This window comes from Heyndrickxia sp. NPDC080065, assembly GCF_050281185.1.
Classification (GTDB): Bacteria; Bacillota; Bacilli; order Bacillales; family Bacillaceae_C; genus Heyndrickxia.
Map to the genome: position 1 here is coordinate 123,470 of NZ_JBNNWS010000014.1, position 17,987 is coordinate 141,456.

At 34.9% G+C, this 17,987-nt stretch carries 18 protein-coding genes and 3 other annotated features; of the genes, 16 read left to right on the plus strand and 2 right to left on the minus strand.

The window, feature by feature from the left end:
- Positions 1-13: 13 nt before the first annotated feature.
- The 12 genes from coaE to ACQKP0_RS17755 all read left to right on the plus strand — a co-directional run bounded on the left by coaE (position 14) and on the right by ACQKP0_RS17755 (position 11,236).
- Complete coding sequence (gene coaE / locus ACQKP0_RS17700; RefSeq protein ID WP_427407150.1) at positions 14-616, plus strand: dephospho-CoA kinase; 603 nt, start codon at positions 14-16, stop codon at positions 614-616.
- Positions 617-797: 181 nt separating this feature from the next.
- Entirely contained in the window at positions 798-1,829 is a 1,032-nt protein-coding gene (locus tag ACQKP0_RS17705; protein WP_427407151.1) for a glyceraldehyde-3-phosphate dehydrogenase, read from the plus strand.
- Between the two features lie 313 nt (positions 1,830-2,142).
- Entirely contained in the window at positions 2,143-2,508 is a 366-nt protein-coding gene (speD, locus tag ACQKP0_RS17710; RefSeq protein WP_427407152.1) for an adenosylmethionine decarboxylase, read from the plus strand.
- Positions 2,509-2,640: 132 nt separating this feature from the next.
- Positions 2,641-3,099, plus strand: a complete 459-nt coding sequence (gene nrdR, locus ACQKP0_RS17715) for a transcriptional regulator NrdR (RefSeq protein ID WP_427407153.1) — start codon at positions 2,641-2,643, stop codon at positions 3,097-3,099.
- A gap of 86 nt (positions 3,100-3,185) precedes the next feature.
- A complete protein-coding gene (locus ACQKP0_RS17720; RefSeq protein ID WP_427407154.1) occupies positions 3,186-4,583 on the plus strand; it encodes a replication initiation and membrane attachment family protein in 1,398 nt (465 codons plus the stop codon).
- A gap of 5 nt (positions 4,584-4,588) precedes the next feature.
- Entirely contained in the window at positions 4,589-5,524 is a 936-nt protein-coding gene (gene dnaI / locus ACQKP0_RS17725; RefSeq protein WP_427407155.1) for a primosomal protein DnaI, read from the plus strand.
- A 136-nt stretch (positions 5,525-5,660) separates the two neighbouring features.
- Positions 5,661-6,518: a putative sporulation protein YtxC gene (locus tag ACQKP0_RS17730; protein ID WP_427407156.1), complete on the plus strand. Its 858-nt coding sequence runs from the start codon at positions 5,661-5,663 to the stop codon at positions 6,516-6,518.
- A gap of 106 nt (positions 6,519-6,624) precedes the next feature.
- Positions 6,625-6,855, plus strand: a binding site (T-box leader).
- Between the two features lie 183 nt (positions 6,856-7,038).
- A complete protein-coding gene (thrS, locus tag ACQKP0_RS17735) occupies positions 7,039-8,964 on the plus strand; it encodes a threonine--tRNA ligase (protein ID WP_427407157.1) in 1,926 nt (641 codons plus the stop codon).
- 139 nt (positions 8,965-9,103) lie between these two features.
- Positions 9,104-9,245: a sequence feature (ribosomal protein L20 leader region), on the plus strand.
- 180 nt (positions 9,246-9,425) lie between these two features.
- Positions 9,426-9,926: a translation initiation factor IF-3 gene (infC, locus tag ACQKP0_RS17740; protein ID WP_427407158.1), complete on the plus strand. Its 501-nt coding sequence runs from the start codon at positions 9,426-9,428 to the stop codon at positions 9,924-9,926.
- 22 nt (positions 9,927-9,948) lie between these two features.
- Positions 9,949-10,149: a 50S ribosomal protein L35 gene (rpmI, locus tag ACQKP0_RS17745; RefSeq protein WP_066227015.1), complete on the plus strand. Its 201-nt coding sequence runs from the start codon at positions 9,949-9,951 to the stop codon at positions 10,147-10,149.
- 28 nt (positions 10,150-10,177) lie between these two features.
- Entirely contained in the window at positions 10,178-10,537 is a 360-nt protein-coding gene (gene rplT / locus ACQKP0_RS17750; protein ID WP_427407159.1) for a 50S ribosomal protein L20, read from the plus strand.
- A 129-nt stretch (positions 10,538-10,666) separates the two neighbouring features.
- Positions 10,667-11,236, plus strand: coding sequence for a VTT domain-containing protein (locus tag ACQKP0_RS17755; RefSeq protein ID WP_427407160.1), 570 nt, complete (start codon positions 10,667-10,669; stop codon positions 11,234-11,236).
- A gap of 18 nt (positions 11,237-11,254) precedes the next feature.
- Here the strand turns inward: ACQKP0_RS17755 and ACQKP0_RS17760 are convergent, their stop codons facing one another.
- A complete protein-coding gene (locus ACQKP0_RS17760) occupies positions 11,255-11,647 on the minus strand; it encodes a sigma-w pathway protein ysdB (protein WP_427407161.1) in 393 nt (130 codons plus the stop codon).
- A gap of 168 nt (positions 11,648-11,815) precedes the next feature.
- Here ACQKP0_RS17760 and ACQKP0_RS17765 point away from each other — a divergent pair, with 168 nt between their 5' ends.
- Positions 11,816-12,901: a M42 family metallopeptidase gene (locus tag ACQKP0_RS17765; RefSeq protein WP_427407162.1), complete on the plus strand. Its 1,086-nt coding sequence runs from the start codon at positions 11,816-11,818 to the stop codon at positions 12,899-12,901.
- A 68-nt stretch (positions 12,902-12,969) separates the two neighbouring features.
- Here the strand turns inward: ACQKP0_RS17765 and sspI are convergent, their stop codons facing one another.
- Positions 12,970-13,179 carry a small acid-soluble spore protein SspI gene (sspI, locus tag ACQKP0_RS17770; RefSeq protein WP_427407163.1) on the minus strand — a complete coding sequence of 70 codons (210 nt, stop codon included), beginning with the start codon at positions 13,177-13,179 and terminating at the stop codon, positions 12,970-12,972.
- A gap of 113 nt (positions 13,180-13,292) precedes the next feature.
- Here sspI and ACQKP0_RS17775 point away from each other — a divergent pair, with 113 nt between their 5' ends.
- From ACQKP0_RS17775 to pheT, 3 genes are all read left to right on the plus strand, one after another.
- Complete coding sequence (locus ACQKP0_RS17775) at positions 13,293-14,048, plus strand: TrmH family RNA methyltransferase (protein WP_427407164.1); 756 nt, start codon at positions 13,293-13,295, stop codon at positions 14,046-14,048.
- A 53-nt stretch (positions 14,049-14,101) separates the two neighbouring features.
- Positions 14,102-14,331 (plus strand) — a binding site (T-box leader).
- Positions 14,332-14,376: 45 nt separating this feature from the next.
- Complete coding sequence (pheS, locus tag ACQKP0_RS17780) at positions 14,377-15,414, plus strand: phenylalanine--tRNA ligase subunit alpha (RefSeq protein ID WP_427407165.1); 1,038 nt, start codon at positions 14,377-14,379, stop codon at positions 15,412-15,414.
- A 20-nt stretch (positions 15,415-15,434) separates the two neighbouring features.
- Positions 15,435-17,849 (plus strand): phenylalanine--tRNA ligase subunit beta, encoded by a 2,415-nt coding sequence (gene pheT, locus ACQKP0_RS17785; RefSeq protein WP_427407166.1) that lies wholly within the window; start codon positions 15,435-15,437, stop codon positions 17,847-17,849.
- The last annotated feature ends 138 nt before the right edge of the window (positions 17,850-17,987 follow it).

The window sequence follows — 17,987 nt, forward strand, 5'->3', positions numbered from 1 at the left end:
TGAGGTAGAAAATATGACGATGATTTTAGGGTTAACTGGTGGGATTTCTAGTGGGAAAAGTACAGTATCAAACATGCTATCGGCAAAAGGATATACGATAATTGATGCAGATATAGCTGCAAGGGAAGTAGTAAATATTGGTGAAAGTGCTTATCATCAAATAGTCGAAGCCTTTGGAGAGGACATACTACTTGAAGACAAGAGTTTAAATCGAAAAAAACTAGGCGGTATCGTATTTCATGATACGGAAAAAAGATTGCTTCTGAACAGTATTGTTCACCCTGCTGTCAGATCGTATATGCTACATAAAAAAGAAGAGGCAATTGCTGTAGGGAAGAAAACAGTCATAATGGATATCCCATTATTATTTGAAAGTAAACTTACGTATATGGTGGATCGAACAATCCTTGTATATGTCGATCAGATGGTTCAACTACAGAGGTTAATGAATAGGGATCAACTGTCAAAAGAAGAAGCACTAGCAAGAATGAATGCACAAATGCCACTGGAAGAAAAAATTAAATTATCCGATGCTGTTATTGATAATAATCAAGATATTGATAAGACGAAAAAACAGCTAGAAAACATTATTAATGATTGGAAGCTGCGTCCTTAATAAGCAAAACGAAAGAACAAAGAAATCACTATTACCATAAATAGTGATTTTTTTTGTTTTAGTATATGTGTTTTGTGAAATATACACCAATTAATACTTACATAATACAACAAATGTGTTATACTATTTTTAGCAAAACTACACAATAAGTATAACGTTAAATATTTGGAGGCTAGCATTGATGAAAACAAGAATAGCAATTAATGGATTTGGTCGAATTGGTCGAATGGTTTTTCGAAAAGCGATATTAGAAAATGATTTAGATATAGTAGCAATTAATGCAAGTTATCCGGCTGAAACATTAGCGCATTTAATTAAATATGACACCAATCATGGGAAATTTGATGCAGATATTCTTTATACTGAAGAAGCATTAATTGTAAATGGACATCGAATTCAGTTACTTAATCAGCGCAATCCAAATGAACTTCCTTGGGAAGAACTAAATATAGATATCGTTATTGAAGCTACTGGAAAATTTAATGCACGTGATAAAGCAGCACTTCATTTACAAGCTGGTGCAAAAAAAGTTATATTAACAGCTCCAGGGAAAAATGAAGATGTAACCATTGTAATGGGAGTAAATGAAAGCGCATTAAATATATCAGAACATGATATTATTTCTAATGCCTCTTGTACAACCAATTGTTTAGCTCCTGTTGTAAAAGTTTTACATGAGCAATTTGGAATAGAAAATGGCTTGATGACTACGGTCCATGCATATACAAATGATCAAAAGAACATTGATAATCCACACAAGGATTTACGTCGTGCACGTGCATGTGCTCAATCAATTATTCCTACCACTACAGGGGCAGCAAAAGCATTAGCGCTAGTTCTTCCTGAGTTAAAAGGAAAACTGCACGGAATGGCATTAAGGGTGCCGACACCAAATGTATCACTTGTAGATTTAGTGGTGGATTTGAAGAAAGAGATTACAGTAGAAGATGTCAATAATGCTTTTATTACAGCTTCAACGGGATCTCTGCAAGGGATTTTAGATTATACAACTGAACCGCTTGTATCTATTGACTTTAATACAAATCCTCATTCTACAATTATCGATGGATTATCAACTATCGTAATGGAAGGAAAAAAAGTAAAAGTTCTCGCTTGGTATGATAATGAATGGGGCTATTCCTGCCGCGTTGTCGATCTAACAAAATACGTAGGTAAAGAACTAAATAAGAAATCAGAAGTTAATATTGGCTAGGAACAAATACGCAAACGCCTTGATCAGCCTCGAGGGGCTAGGTGCTGGAGCTGGGCGATGAATAAAGCTTGCTGAGGACAGCAAGCTTTTTTTAATCAAATAATTTTTGAAATGTATATTGCAAAAAGAAATTAAACCAAGTATACTAATTTTCGTGAACTTCACTAAGTAATAGATTGAAAAATTTAATATTAGTGACTACTTAAAGGGTTAGGACCTCTTAGGACTAACTTTCCCCCGTGGTAGTTGCGTATGTGTGACAGCGATTAAGTTTATTTACCGCAAAAATATTAAGTTTAAGGGGGAACGATCAATGGAAACAATGGGTCGTCATGTAATTTCTGAATTATGGGGTTGCAATTTTGAAAAGTTGAACAATATGGATTTTATTGAAAAAACGTTTGTTGATGCAGCATTAAAGTCTGGTGCTGAAATACGTGAAGTTGCGTTTCATAAATTTGCTCCACAAGGTGTAAGTGGAGTGGTAATCATTTCTGAATCTCATTTAACTATCCATAGTTTTCCTGAACATGGATATGCTAGTATTGATGTGTACACATGCGGGAATTTAGATCCCAACATTGCCGCTGATTATATAGCTGAAAGTTTAAATGCTGAGAAAAGGGAAACCATTGAACTACCTAGAGGTATGGGTTCCGTAGAAGTAAAACAATCGTAAATAAAATGTACTTTAATAAATTCAAGTAAGAAACTAGTAACGGGGTATGTATACCTCGTTTTTTTCTTGTGATTTTCATTTGTTTTATATATCATGAAAGTAATAAAGATCTTTAAATGGAGCTGATCATCTATGAAATGTCCTTCATGTTCACACAGTGGAACACGTGTTGTTGATTCGCGTCCAATAGACGAGGGGCGTTCGATTCGTAGAAGGCGAGAATGTGAACTTTGCTCCTTTCGATTTACTACTTTTGAGAAAGTGGAAGAGACACCGCTCATTGTAGTCAAAAAGGAAGGAGTAAGAGAAGAATTTACCCGTGAAAAAATATTACGAGGATTAATAAAAGCCTGTGAAAAAAGGCCGGTAGCACTTGCACAATTAGAAAAAATATCATTAGAGATTGAGAAGGAATTAAGAAATCTTGGCTACTCTGAGGTTAATTCAGAATTTATTGGCGAATTAGTAATGGACAAGCTTGCAAAGGTTGATGAGGTAGCATATGTACGGTTTGCTTCTGTGTATCGACAATTTAAGGATATTAATGTGTTTTTAGAAGAGTTAAAGGAATTGATTAAAAAAGAACAGTAAAGGCTAGAGATAACTTGTCTAGCCTTTTTTAAAATATTGCTTTGTTAAACGCTCAGAGGGCGTTTTTCTAATAAGGAAGTGTAATAATGAATCAAATGTGGAATGAGGTCCAGCCTGTTGATCGGTACCAAGTAGTATCTAATGGACTCCTGCATGAATATGATCGGAAGGTCATCTCGTTTCTATATCAGCCATTAATCGGAACGAATTGTTTTAGTTTATATTCTATTCTTTGGAATGAATTGGAGGAGAACAGACTTTGGTCAGATGAATGGACACATTATCACTTAATGAATTTTTTAGCATTAAACTTAAAAGAAATTTATGAGGCACGATTAAAACTTGAAGGTATCGGATTACTTAAAACATATGTAAAAAAAGCAGGGGATGAACGAAGTTTCATTTACGAGCTTCAACCACCACTATCACCTGAGCAATTTTTCACCGATGGGATGCTCAACGTTTTTTTATATAGACAATTAGGGCATAGTCATTTTCAAAGATTAAAAAAGTTTTTCTCTGATCGAGCAATAGAAAAGGATGCACATCAGGAAATTACTCGAACTTTTCAAGATGTATTTACCACTAATGGAAATCAATTTATTCAAGATGTAGATGCGCAAAATGCGAGTACGATTGACAATCATCACCAGTATATCTCACGAAAAAATACAAGTACAATAAAAGTAAATGCAGAGGATTTTAATTTTGAATTATTGTTTGCAGGTTTACATGAGTTACTAATACCCAAAAAAGCGATTACTAAGCAGGTAAAAGAAGCAATTAGTAATCTTGCTTTTTTATATAATGTCAATGCTGTTGAAATGAAAAATTTACTTCTTAGCTCCCTTAATTCTGAACAAGAAATAGATATAAATGAACTTCGTAAGGCCACTAGAGATTGGTATCAATTAGAGCATGCTGATGAGGTTCCCAAATTAGTGGATCGCGTGCAGCCAAGTATCCACCGAGACGTTTCAGAAGAAACAAAAACTCAAGAGGATAAATTAATTTATTATTTAGAGATTACATCCCCTCGTCAGCTTCTAATCGATATTTCGGATGGAGCAGAACCTTCAAAAGGTGATCTGCAAGCGATTGAGGAAATTATGTTTCAACAGCAGCTCCCAGCTGGTGTTGTGAATGTTTTAATTCAATATGTTATGCTAAAAACAGATATGAAATTGACCAAAAATTACTTAGAAAAAATCGCCTCCCACTGGTCTAGAAAAAAAGTGAAAACAGTAAAAGAGGCAATGGAATTAGCAAAAAACGAACATCGCCAATATCAACAATGGGCTGATAATAAAAAGGATAAAAAAACGATTAAGAAACCAACAATTCGTACAGAAAAATTACCAAAATGGTTTACTGAGAAAGATGAAATACCTAAAGAAAATATTGATATTCAGGATGAAGAATCCATTGAAGAAAAGCGTAGAAGACTTGAATCCATTCAAAAAAAATATAAAAACGGGAGGTGAAAAAGTTGGAAAGCATTAATGATACATTAAGAAGTCTATCCATGAACAGTAGCTTTAAACAAAGATATAGCGATATGAAACATGAAATTATGAATCATCCAGATATCCGACAATTTTTTCTAAGCCATCAAGGTGAGATAACATCATCGATGGTAGAAAACAGTTTGATGAAATTGTACGAGTATATTACTCAAACGAAGGATTGTCAGGCATGTTCTAGGCTAGAAAGTTGCGTAAATATGATGCAGGGATTTGAACCAAAATTAATTTTAAACAGCAATTCTATTGATATTCAATATCATCCGTGCAGGAAAAAAATTGTACATGATGAACGGAAAAAGACGGAAAAATTAATTCAAAGCATCTATGTACCTAAGGATATATTACAAGCGTCTTTTGCTGATTTTTCTTTGGAATCAGATGGAAGATTAATGGCCTATGAACATGCAGAGCGTTTTGTACGAGAATATGAAATTGGTAAAAAAATGAAGGGTCTTTACCTTTATGGTAAGTTTGGCGTTGGTAAATCCTATTTATTAGGGGCGATTGCTAATCATTTAGCAGAAAAGAAACAAATCTCTTCTTTAATCGTTTACGTTCCGGAGTTTTTCCGGGAAATGAAGCAATCATTAAGTGATCATTCCACTAATGATAAGCTGGAAGTGGTAAAAAAAGCGCCTGTTTTAATGCTAGATGACATTGGAGCTGAAGTAATGACGAGCTGGACAAGGGATGAAATTCTTGGTTCAATTATACAGTTTCGAATGCAAGAGAATTTGCCTACCTTCTTTTCTTCTAATTTTGACTATGGAGAACTCCAACATCACCTTACCTACTCTCAAAGAGGTGAAGAAGAAAAAATCAAAGCAGCACGAATTATGGAGAGAATTAAATATTTATCAACACCCATACTAGTTAACGGTCCAAATTTAAGAAACTAGGATGGGTAATACTTCTAGTGTCTGTTCAAAAATTCGACTGCTATTTTTCTCGGACTTTTTGATCAACCTCTTCTAAATTGTCCAAGCAACCCATATATATATAACATGGATTATTCCATGTTAAGGGGGGATATGCTTGGACTTTATTTTTAAAGAAATAGATGATGCCATTTGGCTTCATGAGTATTTTATTAAAAGAAATAAAAATGTTTGGTTCCATGAGACAATTTTTCAAAATCAAAAACAATATTTTCTAACGATTGATGTAAATGTGGTTCCTAAAGAAGAGGTTAAGTCTGGATTTATTAAATTTATCATAATGAAAAAGCGGGTAGATTGGGTTAAAGATATTCTTAAAGAGTATTTTTATTATAAAGAGGATTCCGAACAAAATAATATATTAGACATTGTGATTGAGATGTTCAACGGTGAAAGAAAAGAACTGACAAACAATATAGGGAAGATGAATGATGAGGAAATGATTCAAGAAGCGATATTTCCTTTATTTGAACAACATGAATCAGTTTCTTTTGACTCTTTGATTAAATTTAGACTAAAAAAATATTTTGATCAATTAATTCAATATGTCGAAATGGCGATTGATGAATATAAAATGGAACAGGAATACCAAGTTTTCATTCAAATGTTAAGGGATTATCTTCATAAACGCGAGCCACTAATGAATACAATTCGAATTTATTTCGGAAGCAAGGTTAGGTTTTATAATGAACAATTTAAGGAACTTTCGAGAGAAGAAATTTCAGATTTATTGGATAGAAGGCTATTAACAAATCATCCTGTATATATTGATTCTGTTACAATTGCCCCATTATTATCAATCGCGCCAAAGAACATATACCTATATGTAGATTCAGAAGAAAATGGTTTGAACCGTACGATTCAAAATATTTTTGAAGAGAGAGTTGTGCTGTTAAGAAAAGAACAGTTTTGGTTAGAAAAAAGTACATTAGCTGATGATACTGTAAAGCGTTGAAAAATTTTTCTTGCCTCTTGATTTTCTTGGACGAACGAACTATAATTACGTACATATTAAGAAAAATGTATATTGCCTTAATAAGAGGCTTGTTTAATAAAAACAGTTAAATGTAATGATGAGGACAAGAGTATTCCTTTACGGTTCACAGAGAGGAAAGATCAGGTGAAACTTTCCAACACGAATTGAGTACTTACCACCTCTAAACAGCAGCTGCAAACGATTTTCCTATTAGCAGCTGACGGAAACATTCCGTTACAAATGATCCGAAGTCATATTGTCTTTTCTTCAATATGAAAACTAGGGTGGAACCACGTGTGTTAAACTCGTCCCTTTCCATAGGGACGAGTTTTTTTAATTTAGGCTTTGTTACTTGAGTATTGTTGAAAAAATCACCTGTATAGTATACGTGAGACAATTTCTTTAGTGAATCATGCTGTACATATACCACCTAGGGTTATTAGGAACAACAACATTGTTTAACAATGCCTTTTTATAAATAAATAAAGGAGTGTACAAAATGTCTGACATGATTAAAATGATTTTTCCAGATGGTGCTGTAAAGGAGTTTCCTAATGGAACAACAACAGAAGATATCGCAGCATCCATCAGTCCTGGATTAAAGAAAAAAGCCATTGCAGGTAAAGTAAACGAAAAATTAATTGATCTTCGTACACCAATTACTGCTGATGGATCAATTGAAATCGTAACGCCTGACCATAACGATGCAATTGAGGTGCTTCGTCATAGTACAGCACACTTAATGGCTCAAGCGATAAAACGTATTTATGGAAATGTAAAATTGGGTGTTGGCCCTGTCATTGAAGGCGGATTTTACTATGATATGGATCTCGAGGTTTCCATAACACCTGAGGATTTGTCAAAAATTGAAAAAGAAATGAAGAAAATTGTTAGTGAAAACCTTGAAGTTGTTCGTAAAGAGGTTACTCGCGATGAAGCAAAAGTCCTTTTTGCTGATGATGAATATAAGCAGGAATTAATTGAGGCTATTCCTGCAGATGAAAAGGTTACAATCTATGAGCAAGGAGAATTCTATGATCTTTGCCGCGGTATACATGTTCCTTCAACTGGTAAAATTAAAGAATTTAAACTTCTAAGCATTGCTGGAGCGTATTGGCGCGGAGATAGTGACAATAAAATGTTACAACGTATTTATGGTACAGCCTTCTTCAAAAAGGATGATCTTGAAGAGCATTTACGCTTCCTAGAAGAGGCGAAAGAACGTGATCATCGTAAATTAGGTAAAGAATTGAACCTATTTATGAATTCTCAAAAGGTTGGTCAAGGTCTTCCATTATGGCTCCCTAAAGGCGCAACCATCCGCCGTGTAGTAGAACGTTATATTGTAGATAAAGAAGAACGACTTGGCTACAATCATGTTTATACACCAATTATGGGAAGTGTTGATCTTTATAAAACGAGCGGCCATTGGGATCATTACCAAGATGATATGTTCCCTGTAATGGAAATGGATAATGAACAATTAGTCCTTCGCCCGATGAACTGCCCGCATCATATGATGGTTTATAAAAATGGAATTCATAGTTACCGTGAATTGCCAATCCGTATAGCAGAGCTTGGTACAATGCATCGATATGAAATGTCAGGAGCTCTTTCAGGATTACAACGTGTTCGTGGTATGACTTTGAATGATGCACATATCTTTGTCCGTCCAGATCAAATCAAAGAGGAATTCCAAAGGGTTGTTGAGCTTATTATCGCTGTTTATAAAGATTTCGATATTAAAGATTATTCATTCCGTTTATCGTATAGAGATCCTGAAGATAAAGAAAAGTATTTTGATGATGATGAAATGTGGAATAAAGCACAAAGTATGCTCAAGGAAGCTATGGATGATTTAGGTCTTGATTATTTTGAAGCGGAAGGAGAAGCAGCATTCTATGGTCCTAAATTAGATGTACAAGTCCGGACAGCATTAGGAAAAGATGAAACACTTTCTACTGTTCAACTTGATTTCTTGCTTCCTGAGCGCTTTGATTTATCTTATGTTGGGGAAGATGGAAAACAACATCGTCCTGTTGTTATCCATCGCGGTGTTGTGTCGACAATGGAACGCTTTGTTGCATACTTGATTGAGGAGTACAAAGGTGCATTCCCAACTTGGTTAGCACCTGTTCAAGCTGTGGTTATTCCAGTTTCTCCTGACGTACATTTTAATTATGCAAAACAAGTAGAAGAAAAGCTTAAATCTGAGGGATTCAGGGTAGAATTAGATGCGCGTGATGAAAAAATCGGCTACAAAATTCGCGAGCATCAAATGCAAAAAATTCCGTATATGCTTGTTGTCGGTGACAATGAAGTAAGTGAAAATGCTGTAAATGTTCGTAAATATGGAGAACAGAAATCTGAAACAATTCCTTTTGAGCAATTTATTGCCGATTTGAAAAAAGAAGTAGTCAAGTAAGCATAAAAACTATTGCGAAAAAAACAAGAGTTTGATATTATAAATAATGTTGAAAAAAAGAAGTAGAAATAATGAAAAGCCATTTGACATCAAATTGTAATTCATGATATATTATCTAAGGTAAATTGAATATTTGTTTGAGGAAAAGAAGAAGCACCCGCTTCTCGCCTGATTGACGCAATTTTGCAGTTGGCAGGTTTCGAAATTCATCACATTCTAAACTATTCATGCGTGGATGTAAAGTGCGGGTATCTTCAGGAGACCTGCACTTTTTTATTGTTTAAGAAACCAATGTTAGCGCAAAAAATTGTGTTCAAACGGTATAGCAGGAAAGATTCTTCACCCAAACCATGTATTCTATGCTTGCTCAAAAGTAAGCTAAGTTACTCTTAAAGTGATTTAGAAATAAATCTGATCAACGCAAAAAACCTTGGAGGTGGCTAATTATTAGCAAAGATATGATGGTTAACGATGGCATTCGTGCTCGTGAAGTTCGTCTTATTGGTCAAAATGGCGAGCAGCTAGGTGTTAAATCTCGAAATGAAGCAATTGAGATTGCATCACGAGTGAATCTTGATCTTGTTCTTGTTGCTCCAAATGCAAAACCACCAGTAGCCAAAATTATGGATTATGGTAAATATCGTTTTGAACAGCAAAAGAAAGAAAAAGAAGCACGTAAAAATCAAAAAGTTATCAACTTAAAAGAGGTTCGTTTGAGCCCAACGATTGATGAACATGATTTTAATACTAAGCTACGTAATGCTCGTAAGTTTCTTGAAAAGGGCGATAAAGTTAAAGCTTCTATTCGTTTTAAAGGTCGTGCCATCACACATAAAGAAATTGGTCAAAAGGTTCTTGACCGTTTCGCGAATGAATGTGATGACGTTAGCACAATCGAATCGAAACCGAAAATGGACGGTCGTAGTATGTTCTTAGTATTAGCACCAAAAACTGAAAAGTAATGTCTGAAGGAGGAAATATCCTATGCCAAAAATGAAAACTCACCGCGGCTCAGCAAAGCGTTTCAAAAGAACAGGTTCTGGTAAATTAAAACGTTCTCATGCTTACAGAAGCCATATGTTTGCTAACAAAACTGTAAAACAAAAACGTAAGCTTCGTAAAGCAACACTTGTTTCTAAAGGTGATTTTAAACGTATTCGTCATATGCTTGACAATCTTAAGTAATAAGCGATTTATATAGGAGGGAAATAATATGCCACGTGTAAAAGGCGGAATAGTTAGCCGCAGACGTCGTAAAAAAGTATTGAAATTAGCTAAAGGTTATTTTGGTTCAAAACATACATTATATAAAACAGCCAATGAACAAGTAATGAAATCTTTAATGTATGCTTACCGTGACCGTCGTCAGAAAAAACGCGACTTCCGTAAGCTTTGGATTACTCGTATCAATGCAGCTGCTCGTATTAACGGTTTATCATATAGCCGTTTAATGCACGGCTTAAAGCTTGCTGGTATTGAAGTAAACCGCAAAATGCTTGCTGATCTTGCGATTCATGATGAAAAAGCATTTGCAGAACTTGCAAACCAAGCTAAAGCACAATATTCAAAATAAGACTTTATAAAAGCCATTCCTCTATTATTTGAAGGATGGCTTTTTATATTGTCATAACAGCTAATCTTTTAAAATATCTTTTATAAGAGACCATCATCAAGAATTCAACAACAAAGGCGGGTGAAGTTAGTGAATGAGCAATTGTTAATGTTATTTTCATTTGTTGAGGGAAGCGCAATTTTAGCTCCATTTATGTTTATTCTATTTCATTTACTTCGTCAGTTTCTTTTTATCCCAGTTGCAATTGTATGTATGGCAGGAGGCATATTATTCGGCAGCTTACTTGGAATCATATATTCCTTAATCGGATTACTGCTTTTGTCAGCACTTTTTTATTTTTGTATTAAAAAAATGCCCAAAACCTACGAAAAGCTATTAAGAATTAAATTAAAGTGTTTTGGTCACCATGCAAAACTTACTGTTGGGCAAATTGCCATATTACGCTTAGTTCCTTTCTTTCATTATCATTTACTAAATGTTTGCCTGTTAGAAAGAAATTCAACATTGAAGAGCTATATGAAGGGTTCGTTAATATCTAATATACCTCTTGTAGTATTTTATACTGTATTTGGTCAGTTTATCTCCCGTTTTACTCCTACAATGATCGTAATTATTCTCTTAGCACTATCCATATTATTTTTTATTTTACGAGAAAAAGTGGTTGTTATGAAATGGAAAGAGTTTTTTCAAGGTACATAAAAAACTGCTGAACAGATCTCAGCAGTTTTTATTTTTCAGTACTAATTCTTTTATCGGACTTTTCCAATCAATCGCTGCATTTGGGTACCTAAGACTAATTTCTTTTTCCAAAAACAAAAAGTCTTGATATGTGAGTCCGTTTAACGCACTAATACTATGCGGCCACACGAAGATAGACACAACTTCAAAGGATTGTTCAGTCGTTCCCAAATATTTTTCACCTTCAAATAATACACCATTATAAGTGATGAGAAAATTTTTACGAACATTTTCTGTTTCATCATAAAAGAAATACCTTTTTTCCTCATGTGCTAATTCTAATTTTCGCTTTGGATTAAATAGATATTTTATTATCTTAATGATTAGGTAAATAATTAATGCAAAAAGTGCTAGTCGTATAAACCAAAGCATCATATTTTCCTCCAATTCCGTATTATTATCTATTGTGTTACGAATGACTAAAAAAAAAGATTCATTTTTTTTAAAAAGGAAGATTTTAATAGGAATTTTTGCATTTTTTCGATTACATCTATTATAATATTTATGGTAAATACACATAATTTTTTGGAGGTCGAACGAATGGCAAATCTTGATGAAACGCTTACAATGCTAAAGGACCTAACTGATGCTAAAGGAATCCCAGGCAATGAAAAAGAAGCACGAGATGTGATGAAAAAATACATAGAACCATTTGCGGATGAAGTAGAAACCGATGGTTTAGGGAGCTTGATAGCTAAAAAGGTTGGAGATGCAAATGGTCCGAAAATCATGGTTGCCGGACACTTAGATGAAGTAGGTTTTATGGTAACGCAAATTGATGATAAAGGCTTTATTCGTTTTCAAACAGTTGGGGGCTGGTGGTCCCAAGTAATGCTTGCTCAGAGGGTCACCATTGTTACCAAAAAAGGAGATATTACAGGAGTGATCGGCTCAAAGCCGCCACATATTTTATCGCCTGAGGCTAGGAAAAAGCCTTATGAAATTAAAGATATGTTTATTGATATTGGGGCATCAAGCAGGGAAGAGGCATTAGAATGGGGAGTCATTCCAGGTGACATGGTTGTTCCATATTTTGAATTCACAGTGATGAATAATGAAAAAATGCTATTAGCAAAAGCGTGGGATAATCGAATCGGATGTGCAATTGCTATTGATGTATTAAAAAACTTAAAAAATGAAGACCATCCTAACATTGTTTATGGTGTTGGGAATGTTCAAGAAGAAGTAGGGCTTCGCGGGGCAAAAACGGCTACTCAAAAAATCCAGCCAGATATTGGCTTCGCTGTAGATGTAGGAATCGCGGGAGATACACCTGGGATTACTGAAAAAGATGCATTGAGCAAAATGGGGAAAGGTCCACAAATCATCCTTTACGATGCATCAATGGTTTCACACAAAGGTTTGCGAGATTTAGTCGTTGGTGTGGCAGAAGAATTAAATATTCCATATCAATTTGATGCGATCCCTGGTGGAGGAACAGACGCTGGCTCCATTCATTTAACAGCAAACGGTGTTCCAGCATTAGCCATTACTATTGCAACACGCTATATTCATTCTCATGCAGCAATGCTTCACCGTGATGATTTTGAAAACACAGTTAAACTAATTACAGAGGTAATTAAACGCTTAGACCAGGAAACAGTTAATAAAATCACGTTTGATTAATGAATAAAAACCCGATGCAAAAGCATTGGGTTTTTACTTTAGCAAAAACATACGGGATTTATGTGCTATTAATGTTTCAGGCCTTGTTCTAATGTTTCAAGCATTGTATGCTTCTCTTGGTCACCTGAATGATTCCAAATAACTTCAAATAAAACACCTAAACCTGGTAACATTTTTTCTTCGCCTCTTTGAATAGCATCAACTATAGTATCTTCTAGCTGATCTTGAGTATTACCGGAAACATTATGAATAATCGCATTCCTGAGATTTAAGTTCATATTCCGCACTCCTTTTAAATATTTTTCTTTATTAGGGTGTCACTGTTTGAATTTAATATGTATAAAATTTAAGTTATAATGAGATATTGAGAAGTAATGAAGGAGTATGTATGGTGAAATATATAGAATCATTAAAGAACCCGCAAGTTAAACAATGGAAAAAGTTATTAACTAAAAAAGAGCGCGAAAAAACAAATACATATATTGTTGAAGGTTTTCACCTTGTAGAAGAAGCGTTAAAAAATAAAGAAAATATAGTTGAAGTGATATATAGTGAAGAAATAGATCTTCCCGGTCATTGGGATGTAAGTAATCTTTCTATAACTAAAATTACGCCTGATATTAGTAAAACGATATCAGATACAGAGACGACACAAGGTGTTTTTGCGATTTGTCGAATGATTCAACCTTCACTATCTATTTTAAAAGGGAAATCGTATATTTTAATCGATGCTGTTCAGGATCCGGGTAATATTGGAACAATTATACGTACATCGGATGCAGCAGGTATCGATACGGTTATTTTGGGACAAGGAACGGTGGATGTCTATAATCCGAAAGTACTCCGCTCAGCGCAAGGGAGCCACTTCCATATCAATTTAGTTTTTGGAAATTTAGAAGAATGGATTCAAAAATTTGATCAGGAACAAATCCCTGTATATGGGACAGCATTAGAAAATGGAATTCCTTTTAAGCAAGTACAACCGCAAGAATCATTCGCACTCATGGTTGGAAATGAAGGAAGTGGAGTTTCTAAGAATTTATTATCTTTAACAAAGCAAAATTTATATATTCCTATCCATGGGCAGGCTGAATCACTTAATGTAGCGGTTGCTGCAGGAATTCTTATGTACTACTTAAAAGGATAAAATAAATTTGAAATTCATTTAACAAAATACTATAATAAAATCAATTCAATAAATAAAAGACAATGATAGGGAAAAGTAACTTAATGTAACATTTAGGGAGAAAATGCCTAAGACTGGAAGCATTTTTATGAAAAGTTAAGTGAAGTTCACCCCAGGAGTCAGCATCGGGACCGTTTATTTAACGTAAAGATGCCTCGGTGAAAAGCCGTTATTCTATGAAGATGAGCATAGTAATACGAAATGCTAATTAGGGTGGTACCGCGATGATAAACTCGTCCCTTCTCAGGACGAGTTTTTTTTATGCTCTAAATTAAAGGAGGTTTAAACAATGGAGGAAAGATTAAAAGAGCTGCAAACAGAAGCATTAACTAAAATTGAACAAGCGATCGATTTGAAATCATTAAATGATATCCGTGTTGCTTATTTAGGAAAGAAAGGCCCAATTACTGAGGTTTTAAGAGGGATGGGTAAACTATCCGCTGAAGAACGCCCAAAAATGGGGGCTCTTGCTAATGAAGTAAGAGAAGCAATAACTAATAAGCTTGAAGAAAAGATTAGCGCACTTGAAGCAGAAGTGGTTGAAAAACAATTGGCTGCAGAAACGATCGATGTCACACTTCCAGGTCGTTCAGTAAACAGTGGAAATCATCATCCCTTAACGAGAGTAATCGAAGAAATTGAAGATTTATTTATCGGCATGGGATACAAAGTAGCGGAAGGTCCAGAAGTTGAGAAAGATTATTACAATTTTGAAGCCTTGAATCTGCCAAAAGGTCATCCTGCTCGAGACATGCAAGATTCTTTCTATATTACTGAGGACATTCTTCTTCGTACACATACTTCACCTGTTCAAGCAAGAACAATGGAAAAACATGAAGGAAAAGGCCCTGTTAAAATTATTTGTCCTGGTAAGGTTTATCGTCGAGACAATGATGATGCAACCCATTCCCATCAATTTATGCAAATTGAAGGACTTGTTGTCGACGAAAATATTACAATGGGAGATTTAAAGGGAACATTAGAGGTATTTGCAAAGAAAATGTTCGGTGAAGATCGTCAAATTCGTTTACGTCCAAGTTTCTTCCCATTTACAGAGCCTTCTGTAGAAGTAGATGTATCCTGTTTCCTATGTGGGGGAAAAGGTTGTCATGTATGTAAGAAAACTGGATGGATTGAAATGCTGGGAGCTGGTATGGTTCACCCTAATGTTTTAGAAATGGGTGGATTTGATTCAAAAAAATATACTGGATTTGCTTTCGGTATTGGTGCGGAAAGAATTGCGATGTTGAAATATGGTATTGATGATATCCGTCATTTTTATACAAATGATATTCGTTTCTTAAAGCAATTTTCGGCACATGAATAATAGGTTAGGAGGAGAAAAACATGTTTGTTTCATATAAATGGCTTCAGGAATATGTTGATTTAAATGGAATTTCCGCAGAAGAATTAGCAGATAAAATCACAAGAAGCGGAATTGAAGTAGAAGGTGTTGAGCATAAAGCTTCGACCATCAAAGGAGTCGTTGTTGGTCATGTTTTAGAATGTGAAAAACACCCGAATGCGGACAAATTAAATAAATGCTTAGTTGACCTTGGCGCGGAAGCTCCAGTGCAAATAATTTGCGGTGCAAAAAATGTAGCTAAAGGACAAAAAGTAGCTGTTGCTATTCCTGGTGCAGTGTTGCCTGGAAACTTTAAAATCAAAAAATCAAAATTACGTGGTGAAGAATCAAATGGAATGATTTGTTCTTTACAGGAATTAGGAATAGAAGGAAAGCTTATTCCGAAAGAGTATTCTGAAGGTATTTTTGTTTTCCCTAATGATGTTGAAGTTGGATCTGATGCATTAGCATTGTTAAACTTAGATGATAAAATCTTAGAATTAGGTTTAACACCAAATCGTTCAGATTGCTTAAGTATGTTAGGTGTTGCCTATGAAGTAGCGGCTATTCTTGGAGTCGATGTAAAATTACCTGGAATAAATGTTAAAGAAGTTTCAGAAAAGGCTTCCGAATATATTTCCATAAAGGTTGAAGTAAAAGAAGAAAACCCGTTATATGTGGCAAAGATCATTAAAAATGTAAAAATTGGACCTTCTCCATTATGGATGCAAACAAGATTAATGTCTGCTGGGATTCGTCCACATAATAATGTAGTTGATATTACCAACTATATTCTACTTGAGTATGGTCAACCATTACATGCATTTGACTATAACAAGTTAGGATCTAAAGAAATTGTCGTTCGTCTTGCACATGAAGGGGAAAAAATCATTACACTAGATGATGCAGAAAGAACATTGAAAGCGGAGCACTTAGTTATTACGAATGGTAAAGAGCCGGTTGCATTGGCAGGAGTTATGGGCGGTGCAAATTCCGAAGTTAGTGATTCAACTACAACTGTATTACTTGAATCCGCATATTTCAATGGTCAAACTGTCCGCAATGCTTCAAAAGATCATGGCTTACGTAGTGAAGCAAGTGCTCGTTTTGAAAAAGGGGTCGATCCTAATCGTATACATGAAGCTGCCGAACGTGCTGCACAATTAATGGCTGAGTATGCAGATGGGGAAGTGCTGGAAGGGATTGTTGAAGAAAATACATTAACAATCGAACCAGCTATTGTAGAAATCTCCCTTAAGAAAATAAATGGTGTCCTTGGAATGAATATTTCTGTTAATGAAGTAGCAGAGATGTTTAAAAGACTTCAATTTGATGTGACAATCGAAAACGAAAGCTTTATAGTAACGGTTCCAACTAGACGTGGAGATATTACAATTGAAGAGGATCTAATTGAAGAGGTTGCTCGTCTGTATGGGTATGATAATTTACCAACAACATTACCTACGGGTGCTTCTATACCGGGTGAACTAAATGATGCACAAAGGAAACGTCGTGCAGTAAAAAGATTTTTAGAAGGAGCAGGCTTATATCAAGCAGTTACGTACTCCCTAACCAGTAATGAAAAATCAACAAAATATGCAATTGAAAAACGTGAACCTATCCGTTTAGCAATGCCGATGAGCGAGGAAAGAAGTCATTTACGTTTAAGTATTATCCCTGAACTTCTGGATGTTGTATCTTACAATCTTGCCAGAAAAAATGATTCGGTGTTCTTATATGAAATTGGATCTGTCTTTTTGAAAACAACTGATCATAAACAACCTGAAGAATATGAGCATTTAGCTGGTGCAATAACTGGTTTATGGCATTCTCAGTTATGGCAAGGTGAGAAAAAATCAGTCGATTTTTATGTAGCAAAAGGAATTTTAGAAGGCATATTTGATAAACTTGGAGTAAGTAAATCCATTTCGTATCAAGCAGCAAAAATTGAAGGCATGCATCCAGGAAGAACTGCAGAGATTATCCTTAATGGGAATGTAATTGGATTTGTTGGTCAAGTTCATCCACAAGTACAAAAAGATATGGATTTAAAAGAGACATATGTATTCGAATTAAAAACGAAATCAATTTTTGAAAGTGATGTTCAGCCATTAAAATACTCTTCGATTCCACGATTCCCATCAATTACAAGAGATATTGCATTAGTGGTAGATTCTAAGGTGGAAGCTGGAAAACTAAAAGAAATCATTGAAGAAGCTGGTGGAAATCTATTAAAAGAAGTTACGATTTTCGATCTTTATGAAGGAGAGCATATGGAACCAGGTAAAAAATCCATCGCTTACTCTTTAAAATATTTTGATCCAGAACGTACTTTAACAGATGAAGAAGTTGTGAAAGCACATGATAAGGTCCTTAAGGCAGTTAAGGAACAAGCAGGTGCTGAATTAAGAGGCTAAAAATAAAAACGCGGATACTAATTTCCGCGTTTTTATTTTTTCAAAAGGTAAGAAAGTATAAAATTTACTAAGGATATTAGGCGTGAAAACTGTCTGCTGTGTCTAGCTCCAGCGCCTATCGGCTAGCGGATTTCTCCG

What these genes read in the sequence shown, in the direction of transcription:
- coaE (WP_427407150.1), top strand. Translation starts at nt 14, where the DNA reads ATGACGATGATTTTAGGGTTAACTGGTGGGATTTCTAGTGGGAAAAGT.
- ACQKP0_RS17705 (WP_427407151.1), top strand. Translation starts at nt 798, where the DNA reads ATGAAAACAAGAATAGCAATTAATGGATTTGGTCGAATTGGTCGAATG.
- speD (WP_427407152.1), top strand. Translation starts at nt 2,143, where the DNA reads ATGGAAACAATGGGTCGTCATGTAATTTCTGAATTATGGGGTTGCAAT.
- nrdR (WP_427407153.1), top strand. Translation starts at nt 2,641, where the DNA reads ATGAAATGTCCTTCATGTTCACACAGTGGAACACGTGTTGTTGATTCG.
- ACQKP0_RS17720 (WP_427407154.1), top strand. Translation starts at nt 3,186, where the DNA reads ATGAATCAAATGTGGAATGAGGTCCAGCCTGTTGATCGGTACCAAGTA.
- thrS (WP_427407157.1), top strand. Translation starts at nt 7,039, where the DNA reads ATGTCTGACATGATTAAAATGATTTTTCCAGATGGTGCTGTAAAGGAG.
- infC (WP_427407158.1), top strand. Translation starts at nt 9,426, where the DNA reads ATGGTTAACGATGGCATTCGTGCTCGTGAAGTTCGTCTTATTGGTCAA.
- rpmI (WP_066227015.1), top strand. Translation starts at nt 9,949, where the DNA reads ATGCCAAAAATGAAAACTCACCGCGGCTCAGCAAAGCGTTTCAAAAGA.
- rplT (WP_427407159.1), top strand. Translation starts at nt 10,178, where the DNA reads ATGCCACGTGTAAAAGGCGGAATAGTTAGCCGCAGACGTCGTAAAAAA.
- ACQKP0_RS17760 (WP_427407161.1), bottom strand. Translation starts at nt 11,647, where the DNA reads ATGCTTTGGTTTATACGACTAGCACTTTTTGCATTAATTATTTACCTA.
- ACQKP0_RS17765 (WP_427407162.1), top strand. Translation starts at nt 11,816, where the DNA reads ATGGCAAATCTTGATGAAACGCTTACAATGCTAAAGGACCTAACTGAT.
- sspI (WP_427407163.1), bottom strand. Translation starts at nt 13,179, where the DNA reads ATGAACTTAAATCTCAGGAATGCGATTATTCATAATGTTTCCGGTAAT.
- pheS (WP_427407165.1), top strand. Translation starts at nt 14,377, where the DNA reads ATGGAGGAAAGATTAAAAGAGCTGCAAACAGAAGCATTAACTAAAATT.
- pheT (WP_427407166.1), top strand. Translation starts at nt 15,435, where the DNA reads ATGTTTGTTTCATATAAATGGCTTCAGGAATATGTTGATTTAAATGGA.